Genomic DNA, 16758 nt, shown 5'->3' with positions numbered 1-16758 from the left:
CCCCCCCCCCCCCCCCCCCCCCCCCCCCCCCCCGGGCGCCCGCCGGCGCCGAGGGGACGCTGCGTGCCTCGCACGCCCGCTCCACGCTGGCGGGCGCCTTCGTGGACCTGCTGCTCTGCGACTGCCTGGCGCTGGTGGCCACCCGCGCGGTGCACCTGCTGCCGGCGGACTCGGGGCTGTACGCGGCGGCCGTGAAGTACCTGCTGCCGCAGCTGCTGACCGAGACCTCCTACGAGCTCTCCACGCTGCTGGGCGCGGAGTTCCACACCTCGGGCGGGGCCTACGGGGCGTTTCGCAAGAACGTCCGCGACCTGCCGATGATCGGCCTGGGCCTGGCCGGCTCGGCCGCCTGCCGGGCCACCGTGGTGCCGCAACTGCCGTGGCTGGCACGGGAGTCGTGGTTCGCCGCGGAGCCGGCGCCGGCGGCGCTCTTCGCGCTGGACGCGGCCGGCCTGCCGGCGCTGGAGGTCGACCGGCTCACGGCGGCGGCCGAGGGCGACCCGCTGATGGCCGCGCTGCTCGCGGCGGAGGCCGAGCTGACGGCCGACCCGGGGGCCGGGCCCGGGGCCGGGCAGGCAGAACCGGGCGCACCGGGTGAGGCGGACGAACAGCTGGCGCTGGTCGTCCCGTTGGCCCGGTCGCTGGTGGCCGAGCTGGAACGGCTGCGGGACGGCTGCGCCGCGCTCGACCCCGGGGGGCGGGCGGCGCTGGCCGACCCGCGCGGCCACGCGCTGGCCGACCGGTACGCGCTGGTGCTGGCGGGCGCCGCCGCGCTGGGCGTCTGGCGCCACCAGCGGCGGCAGACGCCGGGCGGCTTCCTGGCCGATCCGCGCTGGCTGGTGGCGGCGCTGGCCCGGCTGCTGCGCCGGCTCGGCGGCCCGGTGGCCAAGCTCCCGCCGGAGCACGACGGGCCGCTGCTCGAAGAGGTGCTCACGCGCTTCGCGCAGCACCGCAGTTACGACCTCTACGACACGCCGCTGTTCGGCGCCGCGCCGACACACAGGGATGGACGGGACCGTTGATGGAAGAGCAAGCCGTGGACCGGTCGGAACTGGTGATCACCTCGGTGGACGGGGAGCGCCACGAGCTGCGGGGCTGGCTCGCGCGCTGCCTGGAGCGTCAACTGCTGGGCGCCGCCAAGGGGGTGGGCAGGAACGTGCCGCTGGTCGAGTACGGTCTGGACTCGGTGGCGGCGCTGGGGCTGTTCGGTGAGATCGAGGAGGCCTTCGCGCTCCGCCTGGAGCTGGGCGAACTCTTCGAGCACGCCACGCTGGAGGCGCTGGCCCACTACCTGGCCGGCCGCGCCGCGGACCGCGACCGGGCCGCGCTGGCGGAGGCGGCCCGATGAGCGGCACCGCCGGCCCACAGGGGATCGCCGAGCGGGTCTGCGCGGCGCTGCTGGCGGTCGCGGAGGTGACCCCGGAGCTGCTCTTCGCCGACCAGGCGGACGACCCCGACCGGGAGTTGGACGAGGAACTGCAGTTCGGGGACGATCTCGGATTCGATTCGGTGATGCTGATGGAACTCAAGTACCGCCTGGAGACCCGGTTTCCGGAGCTCGGCGAACTCTCACTGCCGGAGATGCTGCCGTACCTGGACACGGTCGGCTCGCTCTTCGGCTACCTCACCCGGCGGCTCTCGCTGGTCGGGGCGAGCTGATGGCCGCCACGACCGGGGCGCCGCTGGCGCCCCAGGAGAGCCGGCCGTTCCCGGAGCCGGCCCTGGTGCACGGGCCGGACGGGCCGTGGGAGGCGGTCCGCGCGGGTCTGGCTCAGCACGGCAGCGCGCTGGTGCACGCCCGGCTCGCGGACTGGCTGCCGGCCGACCTGGCCGACCCCGCGCTGGCCGGTCTGCTCGGTCCGGACTTCGCGCGGTTCAGCCGGATGCGCCATCCGCAGGTGCGGGCCCGGTTCGTGGCCGCGCGGCGGATGCTCAAGCACACCGCGGGCGCGGTCATCGGCGAGCCGCCGCAGCAGCTCGAACTCGCGTACAAGCTGGGCGGCCGGCCCTACCTGCGCGGCTACGAGCAGCTCGACATCAGCCTCAGCCACACCGCCGACGTGCTCGTCGTCGGGCTCACCCGGCGCGGCTGGATCGGCGTGGACGCCGAGCTGACGGACCGCCAGATTTTGGGTCTGGGCACCGAGCCGCAGATGTGCACGCCGCACGAGCTGCGGGCACTGGAGCTCGTGCCGCCGGACCAGCGCAACAGCGCGCTGGTGCGGCTGTGGACCCTCAAGGAGGCCTACAGCAAGGCGATCGGGCAGGGCATGCGGTTCCGCTTCACCGAGTTCGGCTTCGGCCCGCAGGACCGCCAGGCGCACGAGGTGCAGTTACCGGACGGCTCGCCGGGCAGCGGCGCCGAGTGGGCGTTCCACACCTGGCCGCTGCAACAGCGCTACACGGTCAGCGCGGCGCTCTACGACGCCGGCTTCGGGCGGATCGGGGACGGGGTGGACGCCCTGCGGGTGGACGAGGACCTGCTCGCCGCCCTCACGGGTGGCGCTGCTGCGGAAGGGGGCCGACGCCTGGCCGGTGCGCCGCTCGCACCATGATGCGCCCGGGACGCGGTGGACGGCCAGTGGTCGATTCACCATCCGGGGCATGAATTTCTCACGCCGGCCCCGAGTGACTGACTCCTGCCCGTTTCCTGAAGATCTCACTGTCCGTCAGTGCCCGTGCGTGAAACGATCCGTTACTGACCGGACGCATCCGCTTACCGGCAGCACGCGGAGAGATGGGGAGGTCCTCTGATGGACGTTCAGGTTCTTGGTCCGCTGACCGCCGCCGCCTCGGGCGTCTCCATCGTCCCGACGGCGGCCAAGCCCCGACAGATCCTCGCGCTGCTGGCGCTCAACGCGAACCGTATCGTCTCGGTCCCGCAGCTGATGGAGGAGCTGTGGGGGGCCGAGCTGCCGCGCAGCGCCGCCACCACCCTGCAGACCTACATCCTGCAACTGCGGCGCAACCTGCGGGCCGCGCTGCGCGACAGCCGCAGCGACCGGGCCGAGCAGGTGCTGGCCACCCGGCACGGCGGCTACGTGCTGGAGATGCCGGCGGCCGCCGTGGACGCCAACGAGTTCGACCGCCTGGCCACCCTGGGCTACGCGGCCTACGCCGCCGGCGACATGGCCGCCGCCTCGGCGGTGCTGGGCGCCGCGCTGGAGCAGTGGCGCGGCCCGGTGCTGGTGGACGTGCGGCACGGCCACCACCTCAGCATCGAGGTCACCCGGCTGGAGGAGTCGCGGATCGGGGTGCTGGAGCGGCGGATCCGGGCGGACCTGCGGCTGGGGCGCCACCACGAGCTGGTCGGCGAGCTGTCCGCGCTGATCGGTCACCACCCGCTGGACGAGAGCCTGCACGCGCACCTGATCGTGGCGCTCTACCGGGCCGGCCGGGCGCCGCGGGCGCTGGCGGTCTACCAGAAGCTGCGCGACACCCTGGTGGACGAGCTCGGCCTGGAGCCCTCGGGTCAGTTGCAGCGGTTGCAGCAGGCTATCCTCTGTGGCACCCCGGTGCGGGACTACGGCCTGGAGAGCGCGGACCTCCCGCTGGCCCGGGAGAGCCGCGTGGTGGTCGGCTGACGCCGCCGGGCCGGGCCCGCGGCGGGGGTCCGGCCAGTCCGTCACGCGGGCCCGGACCGCCCGTGGCCCGGCCCGCGCGGCCGGTGGTACGGCGAGTGGCCCGGCCCGCACGGCCGGTGGTACGGCGAGTGGCCCGGCCCGCACGGCCCGGGACCGGTCGGGTACGGCCCAGGGCCTGCGCAGCCCGCGGTCGGGCCGTACTCCAGCTCACGTCCACCGTTCTTCCAGAGCCTCTGGCCACCATCGTCTCGCGCTGCCGTTGTGGCGGCGTCGATGGGCGAAGGAGGCCGCGTGAACCAGTACGTCGCAGCCCGACCGCGGGCCGAGGCGCCACTGAGACTCTTCTGCTTCCATCACGCCGGCGCCGGGGCGATGACCTTCGCCGGCTGGAGCGCCCGGGTCGGCTCGCAGGTCTCGGTGGTGCCGGTCCGACTGCCCGGCCGGGAGAGCCGCCTCGGTGAGGAGCGGATCACCGATGTCGGGCTGCTCTTCGAGGAGTTGGACGAGCACCTGGGGCCGCTCCTGGAGCAGGGCCCCTACGCCTTCTACGGCCACAGCCTCGGGGCGCTGGTCGCCACCCGCTTCGCGGAGCACCGCATCGCCGCGGGCCGGCGGCCCCCGCTGGGCGTGGTGGTCGGCGCCTGCATGGCGCCGCACCTGCCCAACCCGCTGATCGCGGGCGAGGAACTGACGGACAGTCAGTTGGTGGGTCGGCTCTCCAGCATAGGCGGCCTGTCCGAGGAGTTGCTGGGCCGGCCGTCCTGGCTGCGCACTGTGCTCGCCACCACCCGCGCCGACCTGACCCTGGGCCGCTGCCTGCGGGACGGCGCCCGCGAGCCGCTCTCCTGCCCGCTCTGGGCGTTCGCCGGCCGCGACGACAGGATCGCCACCCCGGCGGCGGTGGCGCAGTGGGAGCGGTGGACCACCGCCGAATTTCGCTTCCGGACCCTCGACGGCGGCCACTTCTTCGTCCGGGATGCCGAACTGCCCAAGCTCCTGGGTGAGTTGCTCGCGCCACTGGCGGAGCTCGCCGCCGTCGACTGAGTCCGGCCCCGGTTTGTCAGCGAACCTCGAAGGGAGAAGACCGTATGGATATCGGTGTGCTCGGCCCACTGCGGGTCGACCAGTCGGGGGTGCCGGTCGTGCCAACGGCCGGCAAGCCCCGCAAGGTCCTGGCGCTGCTGGCCTGCCGGGCGGATCGCCTGGTCTCGGTGGACGCCCTGATCGAGGAGGTGTGGGGGGAACACCCCCCGCGCAGCGTGCAGACCACGCTGCAGACCTACGTGCTCCAGCTGCGCGGCTGCATCGCCACCGCGCTGGCCGGCACCCCGCACGCCGACCTGCCGCTCGGCTCCAAGAGCGTGCTGGTCACAGAGCCCGGCGGCTACCTGCTGGACACCCAGGGCGGCTCCACCGACAGCGCGGAGTTCGACCGGCTGTCGCGGCGCGGCCACCGCGCGATGGAGGCCGGTGACTGCGCGGCCGCCTCCGCCACCTTCCGCCAGGCGCTGGAGCTGTGGCGCGGGCCGGCCCTGGTGGACGTCCAGTGCGGGCCGCTGCTGGAGGCCGAGGCGCGCTGCCTGGAGGAGTCCCGGCTGAGCATCCTGGGCCGCCGGATCGAGGCCGACCTGAGGCTGGGGCGCCACCATGAGCTGGTCGGCGAACTGGCCGGGCTCTGCGCCCAGTACCCGCTGCACGAGGGGCTGCAGGCGCAGCTCATGATCGCCCTCTACCGCTCGGGGCGGCGCAGCACGGCACTGGAGACCTACCAGCGGCTGCGCACCGTGCTCAGTCTCGAACTGGGCCTGGACCCCTCGCCGGAGCTGCGCGCGCTGCAGAGCGCGGTGCTGGACGCGGACCCCTGGCTCGACCTGGCCGGGTCGGCCAGCCCGGGCCGGCTGCTGCCGGCCGTCTGACCACCCCCGATCCCTCCGCACCCTGCGATCCCTCCGCACACCCGACTCTCCGCACACCCGACTCTCCGCACCCGAGTCACCCAACACCTCACGGAAGGAACCCGATGAGCGAGTTCACGCTGAACGAGCTGACCGAGAAGCTGCGCGAGTGCGCCGGCGAGGCCGAGAACTACGACGTGGACACCGACGACGTGTCGGACGTGCCCTTCCTGGAGCTGGGCTACGACTCGCTCGCCCTGCTCCAGGTCACCGGCGTGCTCAAGCGCGAGCGCGGCGTGGAGCTCTCCGACGACGAGGTCATCGGGGTCGAGACCCCGCGGGCCCTGCTCGAAATGATCAACACCAACCTCTCCGTAAAGGCCCTCTGATGCCCTACGCAGCCATCACCTACCGCGTCAAGCCCGGTTTCGAGGACGAGATCGCCGCGATCTTCGCCGGTTTCCAGCGGGTCGACACCCCCGACTACGCGGCACCCGACGGCGAGTCGGCCGGCCGGCTGCTGGGCACCGGGGTCTTCGTCAAGGACGACGTCCTGGTCCGGGTCATCCACTACGAGGGCGACTTCGCCGCGGTCGGCCGCCACATGGCCGCCCAGCGCGGGGTGCACGTCCTGGAGGAGAAGCTCGCCCCCTACCTCGCCGAGCAGCGCGAGACCGTCAGCGACGAGGGCTTCGCGTCCTACTTCCGCAACGCGCTGATGCGCTCGGTCTCGCAGCTGACCGTCGACACCCACCCGACCCAGGCCCCGACCCAGGCCTGACGAGTTCGAGGAAAGGCGGACCGCCATGAAGGCGCCGGCGCTCGGGATCCTCGCGCTGACGGGCAGCGGCATCACCGCCGGGGTGCTGTTCGCGGTCGCGCTGAGCGTGCTTCCCGCGCTCTTCGCGATGCCGACCAGCACCTACGTCTACGCGCACCAACTGCTGGGCCGGAACTGGGATCCCACCATGCCGGTGGTGGTCCTCTCCTCGACCCTGGCGGACGTGCTCTGGGCGGTGTTCAACACCGGGTCGGTGCGCACCCTGGCGGCCGTGGCGGCGGTGCTGCTGCTGGGCGTCTCCGGGGTCTCGCACCTGGCCAACGTACCGATCAACCGGCGGGTCAAGGCGGTTGAGGACCCGCAGGTGCTGCCCGGCGACTGGTCGGACCCACGGCCGCTGTGGCGGCGCTGGCACCTGCTGCGCACCGCGCTGGCCGCGGTCGCACTGGTCGTCAACGGCCTGGCCGCCACCTGGCACTGACCGCGGGCGCCGTCACCACGCAGGCGAACCCCGGTCCTACCTCGGCCCGGCCCCGTCACGACGGGGCCGGGCCGAGGTACGTCCGCGCCGGTGCGGCGCAAGGGATCTGACGGTACGTCAGGCACCGGTGGGCAGGTCGCGCACCGAGATCTGCGCCACCGTGCGCAGCAGGCTGCGCTGGAAGGTGGCCACGAAGCCCTCCACCGTGTCGGTCTCGCGCGGGCGGGAGAGGTAGGGCTTGAGCTTCTGCTCGACCTCGCGCACGCCGGGCTGCGAGGCCATGTGCCGGGCCACCGCCTCCAGGTCGCCCTGGTACTCGATGACGCGCACCAGCGTGTCGTCCCGGATGAAGACCGCGGTGGACAGGATCCGGCCGGCCTCCTCGCCGGTCTCGGAGGCCACCTTGTCGGACTTCACCCGGCGGAAGTTGCCGAAGATCTCGGCGAGTTCGGCCTCGAAGCCCGGCTTGATGTCGTAGGTAACGGCGGCGAAGGGCATGACTGGCTCCTGGAGGGGACCGGACGGCTGACGGCGCTCATGGCAGCACCGCCGGCTCGGGTCCCCCTCAAGCAGTCGCCGCACCCCTGGACAGCCGCTTGAGCGGGTCTCCAGGCCACGCTGGAACAGTCCCCGGTGTCGGTGTCAGCACCCAATCCAGAGGAGGCACGCAGTGCACCGAACCCTCATCGTGGCCAAGTTGCAACCGGGCAAGGTCGAGGACATCGCGGGCATCTTCGGCGATTCCGACTCCACCGACCTGCCCCATCTGGTCGGGGTCTCCCGGCGCACCCTGTTCCGCTTCCACGACCTCTACTTCCACCTGGTCGAGGCGGACCAGGACATCACACCGAACCTGTACCGCGCGCGCAGCCACCCGCTCTACGAGGACATCAACACCCGCCTCGCGGCCTGCGTGAATCCGTACGACCCGAACTGGAAGGAACCCAAGGACGCCATGGCGACCCCCTTCTACGTGTGGACCAAGGACGAGGGGCGGATCCAGTGACCACCGACGCGAGCACCGAGAACACCATCACCCGCACGGTGAAGGTCGCCGCCGACCAGGTCGAGGCGAACATCAAGCGCGGCGGTGACATCCGGGTGACGCTCAGCCCCAAGACGGTGGGCTGCACCTCCGGCTTCGGCGGCGTGATGAGCCTGGCCGCCGGCGACCACATCACCGAGCACTACCACCCCTTCTCCGAGGAGTTCCTGCACGTGGTCTCCGGCGAGCTGGAGATGACGCTGGACGGCCAGAAGGTCACGCTCGGCGCCGGCGACTCGCTGCTGGTCCCCATCGGGGTCCGCCACCGGCTGGTCAACGTCGGCGTGGAGACCGCGCACTGCGCCTTCCACCTCTCCCCGCTGGCCCCGCGCCCCGAGCTCGGGCACGTGGACACCGAGGCGGCCCAGCACCCGGCGGCGGCGAATCCGCAGGTAGGCGGCACCCCGTGAGTGCCCGGGCGGGGGGCCCGCGGCGCGCCGTGATCACCGGCATCGGTGTGGTGGCGCCCGGCGGGGTCGGCCGCGAGGCGTTCTGGCAGCTGCTCACCGAGGGTCGCACCGCGACCCGCCGGGTCAGCCTCTTCGACCCCACCCTGTTCCGCTCGCAGGTCGCGGCCGAGGTCGACTTCGACCCGGCCGCGGCCGGGCTGGACCCGCGCGAGGTCCGCCGGATGGACCGGGCCGCGCAGTTCGCGGTGGTCTGCACGCGCGAGGCGATCGCGGACAGCGGCCTGGACCTGGCGGCGGTCGCTCCCGAGCGGATCGCGGTGGGCCTGGGCAGCGCGGTGGGCTGCACGATGGGCCTGGAGGAGGAGTACACCGTCCTCAGCAACAAGGGGCGGGACTGGCTGGTCGACCACAGTTACGGCGTCCCGCACCTGTACGGCTACATGGTCCCCTCCACCCTCGCGGTCGAGGTGGCCTGGGCGGCCGGCGCCGAGGGCCCGGTCTCGCTGATCTCGACCGGTTGCACCTCGGGCATCGACGCGGTGGCACACGCCGTGCAGCTGATCGAGGAGGGCAGCGCGGACGTCGCGCTGGCCGGCGCCACCGACGCGCCGATCTCGCCGATCAGCGCGGCCTGCTTCGACGCGATCCGGGCCACCACCGCCAGCAACGACGACCCGGCGCACGCCTCGCGCCCCTTCGACCGCGACCGGGCCGGCTTCGTGCTCGGCGAGGGCTCCGCGGTGCTGGTGCTGGAGGAGAAGAGCGCCGCCGAGGCGCGCGGCGCGCACGTCTACGGCGAGATCGTGGGCAGCGCCGGGCGCAGCAACGCGCACCACATGACCGGCCTCAAGCCGGACGGCCGGGAGATGGCCGAGGCGATCACGGTCGCCCTCGACCAGGCCCGGCTCGCCCCGACCGCGGTCAGTTACATCAACGCCCACGGCTCGGGCACCAAGCAGAACGACCGGCACGAGACGGCCGCCTTCAAGCGCAGCCTGGGCGAGCACGCCTACGACATCCCGGTCAGCTCGATCAAGTCGATGATCGGCCACTCGCTGGGCGCGATCGGCTCGATCGAGGTGGCGGCCTGCGCGCTGGCGCTGGACCGCCAGGTCGTGCCGCCGACCGCCAACCTGCACAACCCCGACCCGCACTGCGACCTGGACTACGTGCCACTGGTGGCGCGTGAGCACCGCACCGACGTGGTGCTCACCGTCGGCAGCGGGTTCGGCGGGTTCCAGAGCGCGATGGTCCTGGCCCGGCCCGGTGTGGTCGACTACCCGAGGAGTTGATCATGCCGACCGACGACACCGCCCCGGTGATCACCGGTATCGGGATCACCGCCCCCACCGGGATCGGCGTGGAGGCCCACTGGGCCGCCGTGCTGGCCGGCAAGTCGGGGATCGACCTGATCACCCGCTTCGACCCCACGCCGTACCCGGTGCGCTACGCCGGTGAGGTGAGCGGCTTCTCGGCCGAGGAGCGGGTGCCCAGCCGGCTGATCCAGCAGACCGACCACTGGACGCACCTGGCGCTGGCCGCCTCCGAGGCGGCGCTGGCCGACGCGCAGGTCGACCCGGCCACCCTGCCGGAGTACGAGATGGCCGTGGTCACCTCCAGCTCCTCGGGCGGCACCGAGTTCGGCCAGCACGAGATGGAGGCGCTCTACCAGCACGAGCCGGAGTGGGTCGGCGCCTACCAGTCGATCGCCTGGTTCTACGCGGCCACCACCGGCCAGGTCTCCATCCGGCACAAGATGCGCGGCCCGTGCGGCGTGCTCTGCGGCGAGCAGGCCGGCGGCCTGGACGCCATCGGGCAGGCCCGGCGGCTGACCCGCCGCGGTGCGCGGCTGGTCGTCACCGGCGGCACCGACGCCTCGCTCTGCCCGTACGGGCTGACCGCGCAGCTCAGCACCGGTCTGCTCTCCACGGTCGCCGACCCGGCCCGGGCGTACCTGCCCTTCGACCGCGCGGCCAGCGGCTACCTGCCCGGCGAGGGCGGGGCGATCCTGGTGCTGGAGAGCGCGGCCTCCGCGGCCGAGCGCGGCGCGCGCGAGCCGTACGGCCGGGTGCTCGGCTACGCGGCCGGCTTCGACCCGGCGCCCGGCTCGGGCCGCCCGCCCGCGCTGGCGCGCACCGCCCGCCAGGCCATCGCCGACGCCGGGCTCACCCCGGACGACATCGACGTGGTCTTCGCGGACGGCGCCGGCCTGCCCGCCCAGGACCGGGCGGAGGCCGAGGTGATCAGTGGGCTCTTCGGCCCGCGCGGCGTCCCGGTCACCGTGCCCAAGGTGCTCACCGGCCGGCTGTACGGCGGCGGCGCACCGCTGGACGTGGCCACCGCGCTGCTCTCGCTGCGCGACGGCGTCATCCCGCACACGGTCGGCACCGACGAGCTGGCGGCCGGCTGCGAGCTCGACCTGGTCACCGAGCAGCCCCGCACGGCCGCGCTGCGGCACGCGCTGGTGCTGGCCCGCGGCCACGGCGGCTTCAACTCCGCGCTGGTGCTCGGGCGCTGACGCCGGGCCCCAAGGACACGTTCTTCTCCCCGGCCCAGATCCGGGGATCCTCACCCAAGGAGAGAGATGGCAGGCCACACCGACAACTCCATCGTCATCGACGCCCCGCTGGAGACCGTCTGGGAGCTGACCAACGACCTGGAGAACTGGCCGAACCTGTTCAGCGAGTACGCCTCGGTGGACGTCCTGGAGCGCGACGGCGCCACCGTCACCTTCCGCCTCACCATGCACCCCGACGAGAACGGCACGGTGTGGAGCTGGGTCTCGCGCCGCACCCCGGACCCGGCGACCCACACGGTGGACGCCTACCGGGTGGAGACCGGCCCGTTCGAGTTCATGGACATCCACTGGGAGTACCACCAGGAGCCGGCCGGCGGGGTCCGGATGCGCTGGGTCCAGGACTTCCACATGAAGCCGCAGGCCCCCGTCGACGACGAGGGGATGACCGGCCACCTGAACCGCAACACGCTGGTCCAGATGGAGCTGATCAAGAGCAAGGTCGAGGCCGCGGCCCGCACCTCGCGCTGACGTCACGCCAGGGCGCCCGGCCCGCGCCGGACCGCCCGGCCCACCACCACAGCCGCACAGCCGACGGAGGTCACCCGGTGATCGCTCTGCTCGCCCCGCTGACGGTGCTGCTCAACGGCCTGGCCGCCGGGGTGCTCCTGGGTACCCAGCTCGGCGGTTGGCCGCTGCTCGCCGCACTGCCCCCCGATCGCTACGTCCACGCGCACGCCTTCTTCGCCACCCGCTACGACCCGGCCATGCCGATCTGCCTGCTCGGCACCCTGGTCGGCGACGGAGTGCTGGCGGCCACCGCCCCGCACGCCGCGGCCCGGTGGCTCTGCCTGGTCGCCGCCCTGCTCTCGGCGGTGACCATCACCATCTCGGTGACCAAGAACGTCCCGGTCAACAAGTGGATCCAGACCATCGACCCGGAGAACCTGCCGGAGAACTTCTCCGAGCTCGACCCGCGGGAGAGCTGGGGCCCCTGGAACCGGCGGCGCAGCCTGCTGAGCATCTTCGCCTTCGTCGCCAACTGCGCCGCGCTCGCGACCCTGCTCTGACCTGCGACCGTGCGCGCGCCGGTCGCGGTGCGTGCTCCCTTTCCCACCAGCTCGTCTTCCCCAGCTGTCTTCCACCAGCTGTCTTCTCGGAGGAACCCCATGAACCTTGATCTGCAGGGCAAGAAGGCTCTCGTCACCGGCGGCAGCCGCGGTGTCGGCCGCGGGATCGTGCTCGCGCTGGCCAAGGCCGGCGTCGACGTGGTCACCTGCTACCAGCAGGAGAGCGACTACGTCACCTCGCTGCAGGCGGAGTTGAAGGAGATCGGCGGCAACCACCTGGTGCTGCGCGCCGACCTGACCGACGAGGCGCAGGTGGCCGGCCTGCTGGCGCGGGTCACCGAGTTCCACGGCCGGCTCGACCTGCTGGTCAACAACGCCGGCGCGATCAGCCACATCCCGTACGCCAAGCTCGAACTGGCTGAGTTCCAGCGGGTGTTCACCACAAATGTGACCGCAGCCCACCTGGTGATCCAGCACGCGCTGCCGCTGCTCGACGCCAACTCCTCGGTGGTCAGCATCGGTTCGAAGGCCGTGGACGCCGGCATCCCGCTGCGCTCGCACTACACCGCCACCAAGGCCGCGCTCACCGGCCTGAGCCGCTCGCTGGCCAAGGAGTTCGGCGCGCAGGGCATCCGGTTCAACGTGGTGGCGCTCGGCGTGGTGGAGACCGAGAACCTCTACAAGCTCCCCGAGGACCAGCAGAAGCTGATGATCGAGCGCTACAGCGCCAAGACCGCGCTGGGCCGGCTCGGCACCCCCGACGAGGTGGCCGGCGCCATCCTGTGGCTGGCCAGCGACCTCTCGCGCTACGTCACCGGCTCGACCGTCAGCGTGGACGGCGGGATCTCCTGATGGCCTTCCGGGTGATGCTCAGGATGGAGGTCAAGCCGGGCTCCGAGGACGACTTCGTGGCGGAGTGGCGACGCGGCACCGACGCGGTCACCGGCCACCCGGCCAACCTCGGCCAGTGGCTCTCGCGCGACACCGCGGTGCCGGGCACCTACTGGATCGTCAGCGACTGGCTGGACGAGCCGCGGTTCCGCGCCTTCGAGGAGAGCGCGGCCCACCTGGAGCACCGGGCCAAGCTGCACCCGTACCGCTCGGGCGGCTCCTTCCACACGATGGAGATCGTCGAGCACATCGGCGGGCGGGCGGGGGCGAGCGCCGATGCCCACTGAGGTCCGTGTCCTGGTCTACCAGGTCGCCACCACCGACGAGGAGGTGGCGGCGGTCCGCGCGGCGTACCAGGAGGTCAGCGAGCGGCTGTCCAAGGTGCCGGGGATGCTCGGCAACGAGCTGCTGCGCCGCAGCCACGACCCGTCCTCGCTGGTGGTGGTGAGCCGGTGGGCCAGCCTGGCGGCCTTCGAGCAGTGGGAGGCCGGCGCCGAACACCGCGACGACACCGCCGCGCTGCGGCCCTACCGGGACCACCGGGTGGGCAACCCGTTCGCCATCTACACGGTGGAAGACGCGTTCTGACGCGTTCTGACGAAGCGTCAGCTCCCCCTTCCGTCGTCCCCCTGTCCCCGGCGCACATCCCGGCGCCGGGGACAGCGGCTTGATCCGACGGCCCTCATCGACTTCGTGGACATGACCCCGTAGAAAGGCAGCACCCCATGACCGGCACGCGACTGGCGTTCATCGGACTCGGCAACATGGGCGGTGGCATGGCGCACCGCCTGCTGCAGTCGGGCTACGAGCTCACCGTGTACAACCGCACCGCGAGCAAGGCCGAGCCGCTGGTGGCCGCCGGGGCCCTGGCCGCCGCCACGCCCGCCGAGGCCGCCGCCGGGCAGCACACCGTGCTGCTCAGCCTGAGCGACGAGGCGGCGGTCGACCAGGTGCTCTTCGAGCAGCTGGTCCCGGTCCTGGCGCCCGGCAGCCTGGTGATCGACACCTCGACGGTCTCGCCCGAGTACGCCCGCAGCAGCGCCGAGAAGCTGGCCGCCGCCGGCCTGCGCCGGGTCGAGGCGTGCGTGGTGGGCAACCCGTTCCAGGCCCGGGACGGCCAGCTGCGGGTCTTCGCCTCCGGCGCGGAGGCCGACATCGAGCAGGCCCGCCCGCTGCTGGAGACCGTCGGCAGCGAGCTGGTCGTGCTCGGTGCGCCCGGCGCCTCGGCGACCATGAAGCTGATCCTCAACCTGCTGCTCGGTGCCCAGGTGGCCTCGCTGGCCGAGGCCGTCACCTACGGCGCGCAGGCCGGTCTGGACCGCGACCAGCTGCTCAGCTCGATCGCGGGCAGCGGCTTCAGCTCGGTGGTGATGCGCTTCCGGGCCGAGCTGATGCGCAAGGGCAGCTACCAGCCGGCGTTCTTCCGGTCCGCGCTGATGGAGAAGGACCTGCGGCTCGCGGTCGCCGACGCCGCCGCGGCGGGCGTCGCGATGCCGGTGCTGGACACCGTGCGGGCCGGGTACGCCGCGGTGGTGGCGGCCGGTGACGGGGACCAGGACGCCTCGGTGCTGATCGAGCACCTCGGCCCGGCCGGCGCCGCCCGCGCGGCCCGGGCGGCCGGCTGAGGCCCGCTACGTCCGCCGGCAGCCCGCGGCCCGCCGACCCTGGTGGTCGGCGGGCCGCGGGCTGCGCGGTTCCCGCTACCAGGCCACCGGCAGGGCCAGCAGACCCCGCGAGACCGGGTGGTCCTTCCAGACCAGCTCGCGGTCCGGCACGGCCAGTTCGAAGCGCGGCAGGCGCCGCAGCAGCACCTCCAGGGCGACCTGCAGCTCCATCCGGGCCAGCTGCGCGCCCAGGCAGCGGTGCACCCCGTAGCCGAAGGCCAGGTGCGAGGCGCCGGTGCGGGTCACGTCCACCGACTCGGCGGCGGGGAAGGCCCGTTCGTCGTGGTTGGCGGAGCCGATCACCGGCAGCACGCCCTCGCCGGCGCGGATGGCGACCCCGCCCAGCTCGACGTCCTCCAGCGCGACGCGCAGCAGCGCGCCGGTGATGGCGGACGGGTTGGTGCGCAGCAACTCCTCGGTGGCGGTGGGGATCAGGCCCGGGTCCGCGCGCAGCCGCCGCAGCTGATCGGGGCGCAGCAGCAGGGTCAGGCAGCCGGAGGCGATCGCGTTGCTGGTGCTCAGGTAGCCGGCGGTGACCAACAGGAAGGCGAAGCTCACGAGTTCGCGCTCGGTGAGCCGCTCGCCCTGGTCCCGTTCGGCGACCAACGCGCCCAGCAGGTCGCCCGCGGGCCGGCGGCGGCGTTCGGCGACCATGCCGGTCATGTACTGCTCGAGCTCCGCGCGCGCCCCCAGGATCTCCTGCGGGGTGTGCCGGGTCATGCTGAACGCCGTGTCGGTCAGGGCGCAGAGCTGCGGGCTGTCCCGCTCAGGCACCCCCAGCAGCTCCAGCACCAGGCGCAGCGGCAGCGGCAGCGCGAAGGCGGCCATCAGGTCGCCGGGCGGCCCGGCCCCCATCAGGTCGTCGACCAGCCGTTCGGCGAGCTGCTCGGTCCACGGCCGCAGCTCCTCCACCCGGCGGGTGGTGAAGTGCTTGGTGGCGGTGCGGCGCAGCCGGGCGTGCTCGGGGCCGTCCATGCCCAGCAGCACGTCCGGGCCCGGGTTGGAGGCGCCCAGCTTCGGTGCGTCCGGGAGTTCGGCGGCGGCGCGGCTGAACCGCGGGTCGCGCAGCACCGACTGGACGTCCTCGTAGCGGGTCACCAGCCAGGCCGGGTCGCCGGTGGGCAGGCTGACCCGGGTGACCGGGGCGCTCGCCCGCAGCCGGGCCAGTTCCGGCGGCTGGGCGATTCCGGGAGGAAAGGAGAACGGGAAATTCCGAATATCCGTACTGGTTTCGGCGGCCATCGGCTCGGTCCTGTTCCGGTCGGAAGCAGATGTCCCGGTCGAGTCAATAGTTCGCGGCTCCAGTTCGTCTGGAATCCACCTAAAGGCGGTGCCGTTAATATCGGAACGACCGCCCTCCGATTGTGTGCTCCACTGCCGTTCGAGTCCCCGTGGTGCGCCGGCGGACACCATGGCCGGTATGACTGTGATCGTGATCACCGGCGGTACCCGGGGCATCGGCCGGGGCTTGGCCGGCGCCTTCGCCTCCCGCGGCTGCCAGGTCGTGATCTGCGGACGATCCGAGCAGGCGGCCCGCGCGAGCGCGGCCGAGCTCGGGCCCGCGGTCCTCGGCGTGGCCGCCGACGTCACCTCCCGGCCCGATATGGAGCGCCTCTGGGACACCGCGCAGGACCAATTCGGCCGGGTCGACCACTGGATCAACAACGCCGGCACCGCGCTGGCCCCGCAACTGCTCTGGGACATCCCGGAAAGCGATATCCGCACGGTGGTCGAGGTCAATATGATCGGCGCCATCAACGGCAGTTCGGTGGCGGCCGCGCGGATGCTCGCGGCCGGCGGCGGATTCGTCTGGAACATGGTCGGATTCGGCAGCAACGGCCGGGTCTCGCGCGGCATGGCCCCCTACGGCTCGACCAAGCGGGCGCTGGCCTACCTGCACGACACGCTGACCCTGGAGACCCGCGGCACCGCCGTGCGGGCCGGCCTGCTCTCGCCCGGCCTGGTGGTCACCGAACTGGTCGCCGAGAACGACCTGCGGGCCGACCTGCGCGGGCGCCGCCAGCAGGTCTACTACGAGGTGCTCTCCGACCCGATGGACGTGGTCGCGCCCTGGATGGCCGACCGGGTGCTCGCCGCGCGGCGCAACGGCACCCGGGTCGAGCGGCTCACCACCCCCAAGGCGCTGGGCCGGCTGGCGGGGGCCGGGCTGCGCGGCCGGGTCCGGCCGGCCGCCGGGCGCCGCTGAGCGCCGCCGAGCGCCGGGCACCGAGCGCCGCCGAGAGTCCCGCCGGCGGGGCCCGCCCCCGCATCCGCCCTTTGTGAGTACCCGAATGACAGGAGGTCAGGCCCCATGACGGAGATCGCCGGATGGGTGGACTTCGCTCCCGCCCCCGCCGCCACCGGTGCCGTGGTCGACGCCCTGACCGCCGCCCTGGCGGCCGGGGGGGGGGAGGAGGCGCGG

General features: G+C 73.1%; 22 protein-coding genes and 1 pseudogene. 21 read left to right on the top strand and 2 right to left on the bottom strand.

Going from position 1 to position 16758, the window contains the following annotated elements; genetic code table 11:
• From ABD323_RS30235 to ABD323_RS30190, 10 genes and pseudogenes are all read left to right on the top strand, one after another.
• A pseudogene (locus ABD323_RS30235) lies at window positions 1-1022 on the top strand (hypothetical protein); the annotation flags it as partial.
• Window positions 1022-1348: an acyl carrier protein gene (locus tag ABD323_RS30230; protein ID WP_344445206.1), complete on the top strand. Its 327-nt coding sequence runs from the start codon at window positions 1022-1024 to the stop codon at window positions 1346-1348. The pseudogene ABD323_RS30235 and the gene ABD323_RS30230, both read left to right, overlap by 1 nt.
• Window positions 1345-1659, top strand: a complete 315-nt coding sequence (locus ABD323_RS30225) for an acyl carrier protein (RefSeq protein ID WP_344445204.1) — start codon at window positions 1345-1347, stop codon at window positions 1657-1659. The genes ABD323_RS30230 and ABD323_RS30225 overlap by 4 nt, the downstream gene beginning before the upstream one ends.
• Window positions 1659-2555, top strand: a complete 897-nt coding sequence (locus tag ABD323_RS30220) for a 4'-phosphopantetheinyl transferase family protein (RefSeq protein ID WP_344445203.1) — start codon at window positions 1659-1661, stop codon at window positions 2553-2555. Before ABD323_RS30225 ends, ABD323_RS30220 begins: the two co-directional genes overlap by 1 nt.
• A 198-nt stretch (window positions 2556-2753) precedes the next feature.
• Window positions 2754-3584 (top strand): AfsR/SARP family transcriptional regulator, encoded by an 831-nt coding sequence (locus ABD323_RS30215; protein ID WP_344445202.1) that lies wholly within the window; start codon window positions 2754-2756, stop codon window positions 3582-3584.
• Window positions 3585-3875: 291 nt separating this feature from the next.
• Window positions 3876-4628 (top strand): thioesterase II family protein, encoded by a 753-nt coding sequence (locus ABD323_RS30210; protein ID WP_344445201.1) that lies wholly within the window; start codon window positions 3876-3878, stop codon window positions 4626-4628.
• Between the two features lie 44 nt (window positions 4629-4672).
• Entirely contained in the window at window positions 4673-5500 is an 828-nt protein-coding gene (locus tag ABD323_RS30205) for an AfsR/SARP family transcriptional regulator (RefSeq protein ID WP_344445200.1), read from the top strand.
• Window positions 5501-5604: 104 nt separating this feature from the next.
• Complete coding sequence (locus tag ABD323_RS30200; RefSeq protein WP_344445199.1) at window positions 5605-5868, top strand: acyl carrier protein; 264 nt, start codon at window positions 5605-5607, stop codon at window positions 5866-5868.
• The gene (locus ABD323_RS30195; RefSeq protein ID WP_344445198.1) at window positions 5868-6260 is read left to right on the top strand and encodes a SchA/CurD-like domain-containing protein; all 393 of its coding nucleotides are present in this window, start codon (window positions 5868-5870) and stop codon (window positions 6258-6260) included. The genes ABD323_RS30200 and ABD323_RS30195 overlap by 1 nt, the downstream gene beginning before the upstream one ends.
• A gap of 25 nt (window positions 6261-6285) precedes the next feature.
• A complete protein-coding gene (locus tag ABD323_RS30190; RefSeq protein ID WP_344445197.1) occupies window positions 6286-6741 on the top strand; it encodes an anthrone oxygenase family protein in 456 nt (151 codons plus the stop codon).
• 117 nt (window positions 6742-6858) lie between these two features.
• Here ABD323_RS30190 and ABD323_RS30185 read toward each other — a convergent pair whose 3' ends face one another.
• Complete coding sequence (locus ABD323_RS30185; protein WP_344445196.1) at window positions 6859-7239, bottom strand: SchA/CurD-like domain-containing protein; 381 nt, start codon at window positions 7237-7239, stop codon at window positions 6859-6861.
• 172 nt (window positions 7240-7411) lie between these two features.
• Here ABD323_RS30185 and ABD323_RS30180 point away from each other — a divergent pair, with 172 nt between their 5' ends.
• From ABD323_RS30180 to ABD323_RS30135, 10 genes are all read left to right on the top strand, one after another.
• A complete protein-coding gene (locus ABD323_RS30180) occupies window positions 7412-7747 on the top strand; it encodes a TcmI family type II polyketide cyclase (RefSeq protein WP_344445195.1) in 336 nt (111 codons plus the stop codon).
• Complete coding sequence (locus ABD323_RS30175) at window positions 7744-8196, top strand: cupin domain-containing protein (protein WP_344445193.1); 453 nt, start codon at window positions 7744-7746, stop codon at window positions 8194-8196. Before ABD323_RS30180 ends, ABD323_RS30175 begins: the two co-directional genes overlap by 4 nt.
• Complete coding sequence (locus ABD323_RS30170) at window positions 8193-9488, top strand: beta-ketoacyl-[acyl-carrier-protein] synthase family protein (RefSeq protein WP_344445192.1); 1296 nt, start codon at window positions 8193-8195, stop codon at window positions 9486-9488. Before ABD323_RS30175 ends, ABD323_RS30170 begins: the two co-directional genes overlap by 4 nt.
• A 2-nt stretch (window positions 9489-9490) precedes the next feature.
• A complete protein-coding gene (locus tag ABD323_RS30165) occupies window positions 9491-10714 on the top strand; it encodes a ketosynthase chain-length factor (RefSeq protein WP_344445191.1) in 1224 nt (407 codons plus the stop codon).
• Window positions 10715-10780: 66 nt separating this feature from the next.
• A complete protein-coding gene (locus ABD323_RS30160) occupies window positions 10781-11242 on the top strand; it encodes an SRPBCC family protein (RefSeq protein WP_344445190.1) in 462 nt (153 codons plus the stop codon).
• Window positions 11243-11319: 77 nt separating this feature from the next.
• The gene (locus tag ABD323_RS30155) at window positions 11320-11781 is read left to right on the top strand and encodes an anthrone oxygenase family protein (protein WP_344445188.1); all 462 of its coding nucleotides are present in this window, start codon (window positions 11320-11322) and stop codon (window positions 11779-11781) included.
• A 99-nt stretch (window positions 11782-11880) separates the two neighbouring features.
• Window positions 11881-12633: an SDR family NAD(P)-dependent oxidoreductase gene (locus ABD323_RS30150; protein WP_344445187.1), complete on the top strand. Its 753-nt coding sequence runs from the start codon at window positions 11881-11883 to the stop codon at window positions 12631-12633.
• Window positions 12633-12959 (top strand): antibiotic biosynthesis monooxygenase family protein, encoded by a 327-nt coding sequence (locus ABD323_RS30145; protein WP_344445186.1) that lies wholly within the window; start codon window positions 12633-12635, stop codon window positions 12957-12959. Before ABD323_RS30150 ends, ABD323_RS30145 begins: the two co-directional genes overlap by 1 nt.
• The gene (locus ABD323_RS30140; protein ID WP_344445185.1) at window positions 12949-13260 is read left to right on the top strand and encodes an antibiotic biosynthesis monooxygenase family protein; all 312 of its coding nucleotides are present in this window, start codon (window positions 12949-12951) and stop codon (window positions 13258-13260) included. Before ABD323_RS30145 ends, ABD323_RS30140 begins: the two co-directional genes overlap by 11 nt.
• Window positions 13261-13397: 137 nt before the next feature.
• A complete protein-coding gene (locus ABD323_RS30135; RefSeq protein WP_344445184.1) occupies window positions 13398-14297 on the top strand; it encodes an NAD(P)-dependent oxidoreductase in 900 nt (299 codons plus the stop codon).
• A 75-nt stretch (window positions 14298-14372) separates the two neighbouring features.
• On the opposite strand, the gene ABD323_RS30130 is transcribed toward ABD323_RS30135, so the two are convergent.
• Entirely contained in the window at window positions 14373-15578 is a 1206-nt protein-coding gene (locus ABD323_RS30130; RefSeq protein ID WP_344445182.1) for a cytochrome P450, read from the bottom strand.
• Between the two features lie 178 nt (window positions 15579-15756).
• Here ABD323_RS30130 and ABD323_RS30125 point away from each other — a divergent pair, with 178 nt between their 5' ends.
• Window positions 15757-16542: an SDR family oxidoreductase gene (locus ABD323_RS30125; protein ID WP_344445180.1), complete on the top strand. Its 786-nt coding sequence runs from the start codon at window positions 15757-15759 to the stop codon at window positions 16540-16542.
• The last annotated feature ends 216 nt before the right edge of the window (window positions 16543-16758 follow it).

It is taken from the genome of Kitasatospora nipponensis (assembly GCF_039528135.1).
Lineage (GTDB): Bacteria > Actinomycetota > Actinomycetes > Streptomycetales > Streptomycetaceae > Kitasatospora > Kitasatospora nipponensis.
Note: the sequence above shows the minus strand (reverse complement) of the source record. Positions and strands in the feature narration are given on the sequence as shown.

Coding starts and splice junctions, on each gene's coding strand:
- ABD323_RS30195 (WP_344445198.1), top strand. CDS start 5,868: ATGCCCTACGCAGCCATCACCTACCGCGTCAAGCCCGGTTTCGAGGAC.
- ABD323_RS30205 (WP_344445200.1), top strand. CDS start 4,673: ATGGATATCGGTGTGCTCGGCCCACTGCGGGTCGACCAGTCGGGGGTG.
- ABD323_RS30200 (WP_344445199.1), top strand. CDS start 5,605: ATGAGCGAGTTCACGCTGAACGAGCTGACCGAGAAGCTGCGCGAGTGC.
- ABD323_RS30145 (WP_344445186.1), top strand. CDS start 12,633: ATGGCCTTCCGGGTGATGCTCAGGATGGAGGTCAAGCCGGGCTCCGAG.
- ABD323_RS30215 (WP_344445202.1), top strand. CDS start 2,754: ATGGACGTTCAGGTTCTTGGTCCGCTGACCGCCGCCGCCTCGGGCGTC.
- ABD323_RS30220 (WP_344445203.1), top strand. CDS start 1,659: ATGGCCGCCACGACCGGGGCGCCGCTGGCGCCCCAGGAGAGCCGGCCG.
- ABD323_RS30225 (WP_344445204.1), top strand. CDS start 1,345: ATGAGCGGCACCGCCGGCCCACAGGGGATCGCCGAGCGGGTCTGCGCG.
- ABD323_RS30160 (WP_344445190.1), top strand. CDS start 10,781: ATGGCAGGCCACACCGACAACTCCATCGTCATCGACGCCCCGCTGGAG.
- ABD323_RS30135 (WP_344445184.1), top strand. CDS start 13,398: ATGACCGGCACGCGACTGGCGTTCATCGGACTCGGCAACATGGGCGGT.
- ABD323_RS30190 (WP_344445197.1), top strand. CDS start 6,286: ATGAAGGCGCCGGCGCTCGGGATCCTCGCGCTGACGGGCAGCGGCATC.
- ABD323_RS30185 (WP_344445196.1), bottom strand. CDS start 7,239: ATGCCCTTCGCCGCCGTTACCTACGACATCAAGCCGGGCTTCGAGGCC.
- ABD323_RS30230 (WP_344445206.1), top strand. CDS start 1,022: ATGGAAGAGCAAGCCGTGGACCGGTCGGAACTGGTGATCACCTCGGTG.
- ABD323_RS30165 (WP_344445191.1), top strand. CDS start 9,491: ATGCCGACCGACGACACCGCCCCGGTGATCACCGGTATCGGGATCACC.
- ABD323_RS30130 (WP_344445182.1), bottom strand. CDS start 15,578: ATGGCCGCCGAAACCAGTACGGATATTCGGAATTTCCCGTTCTCCTTT.
- ABD323_RS30140 (WP_344445185.1), top strand. CDS start 12,949: ATGCCCACTGAGGTCCGTGTCCTGGTCTACCAGGTCGCCACCACCGAC.
- ABD323_RS30125 (WP_344445180.1), top strand. CDS start 15,757: ATGACTGTGATCGTGATCACCGGCGGTACCCGGGGCATCGGCCGGGGC.
- ABD323_RS30150 (WP_344445187.1), top strand. CDS start 11,881: ATGAACCTTGATCTGCAGGGCAAGAAGGCTCTCGTCACCGGCGGCAGC.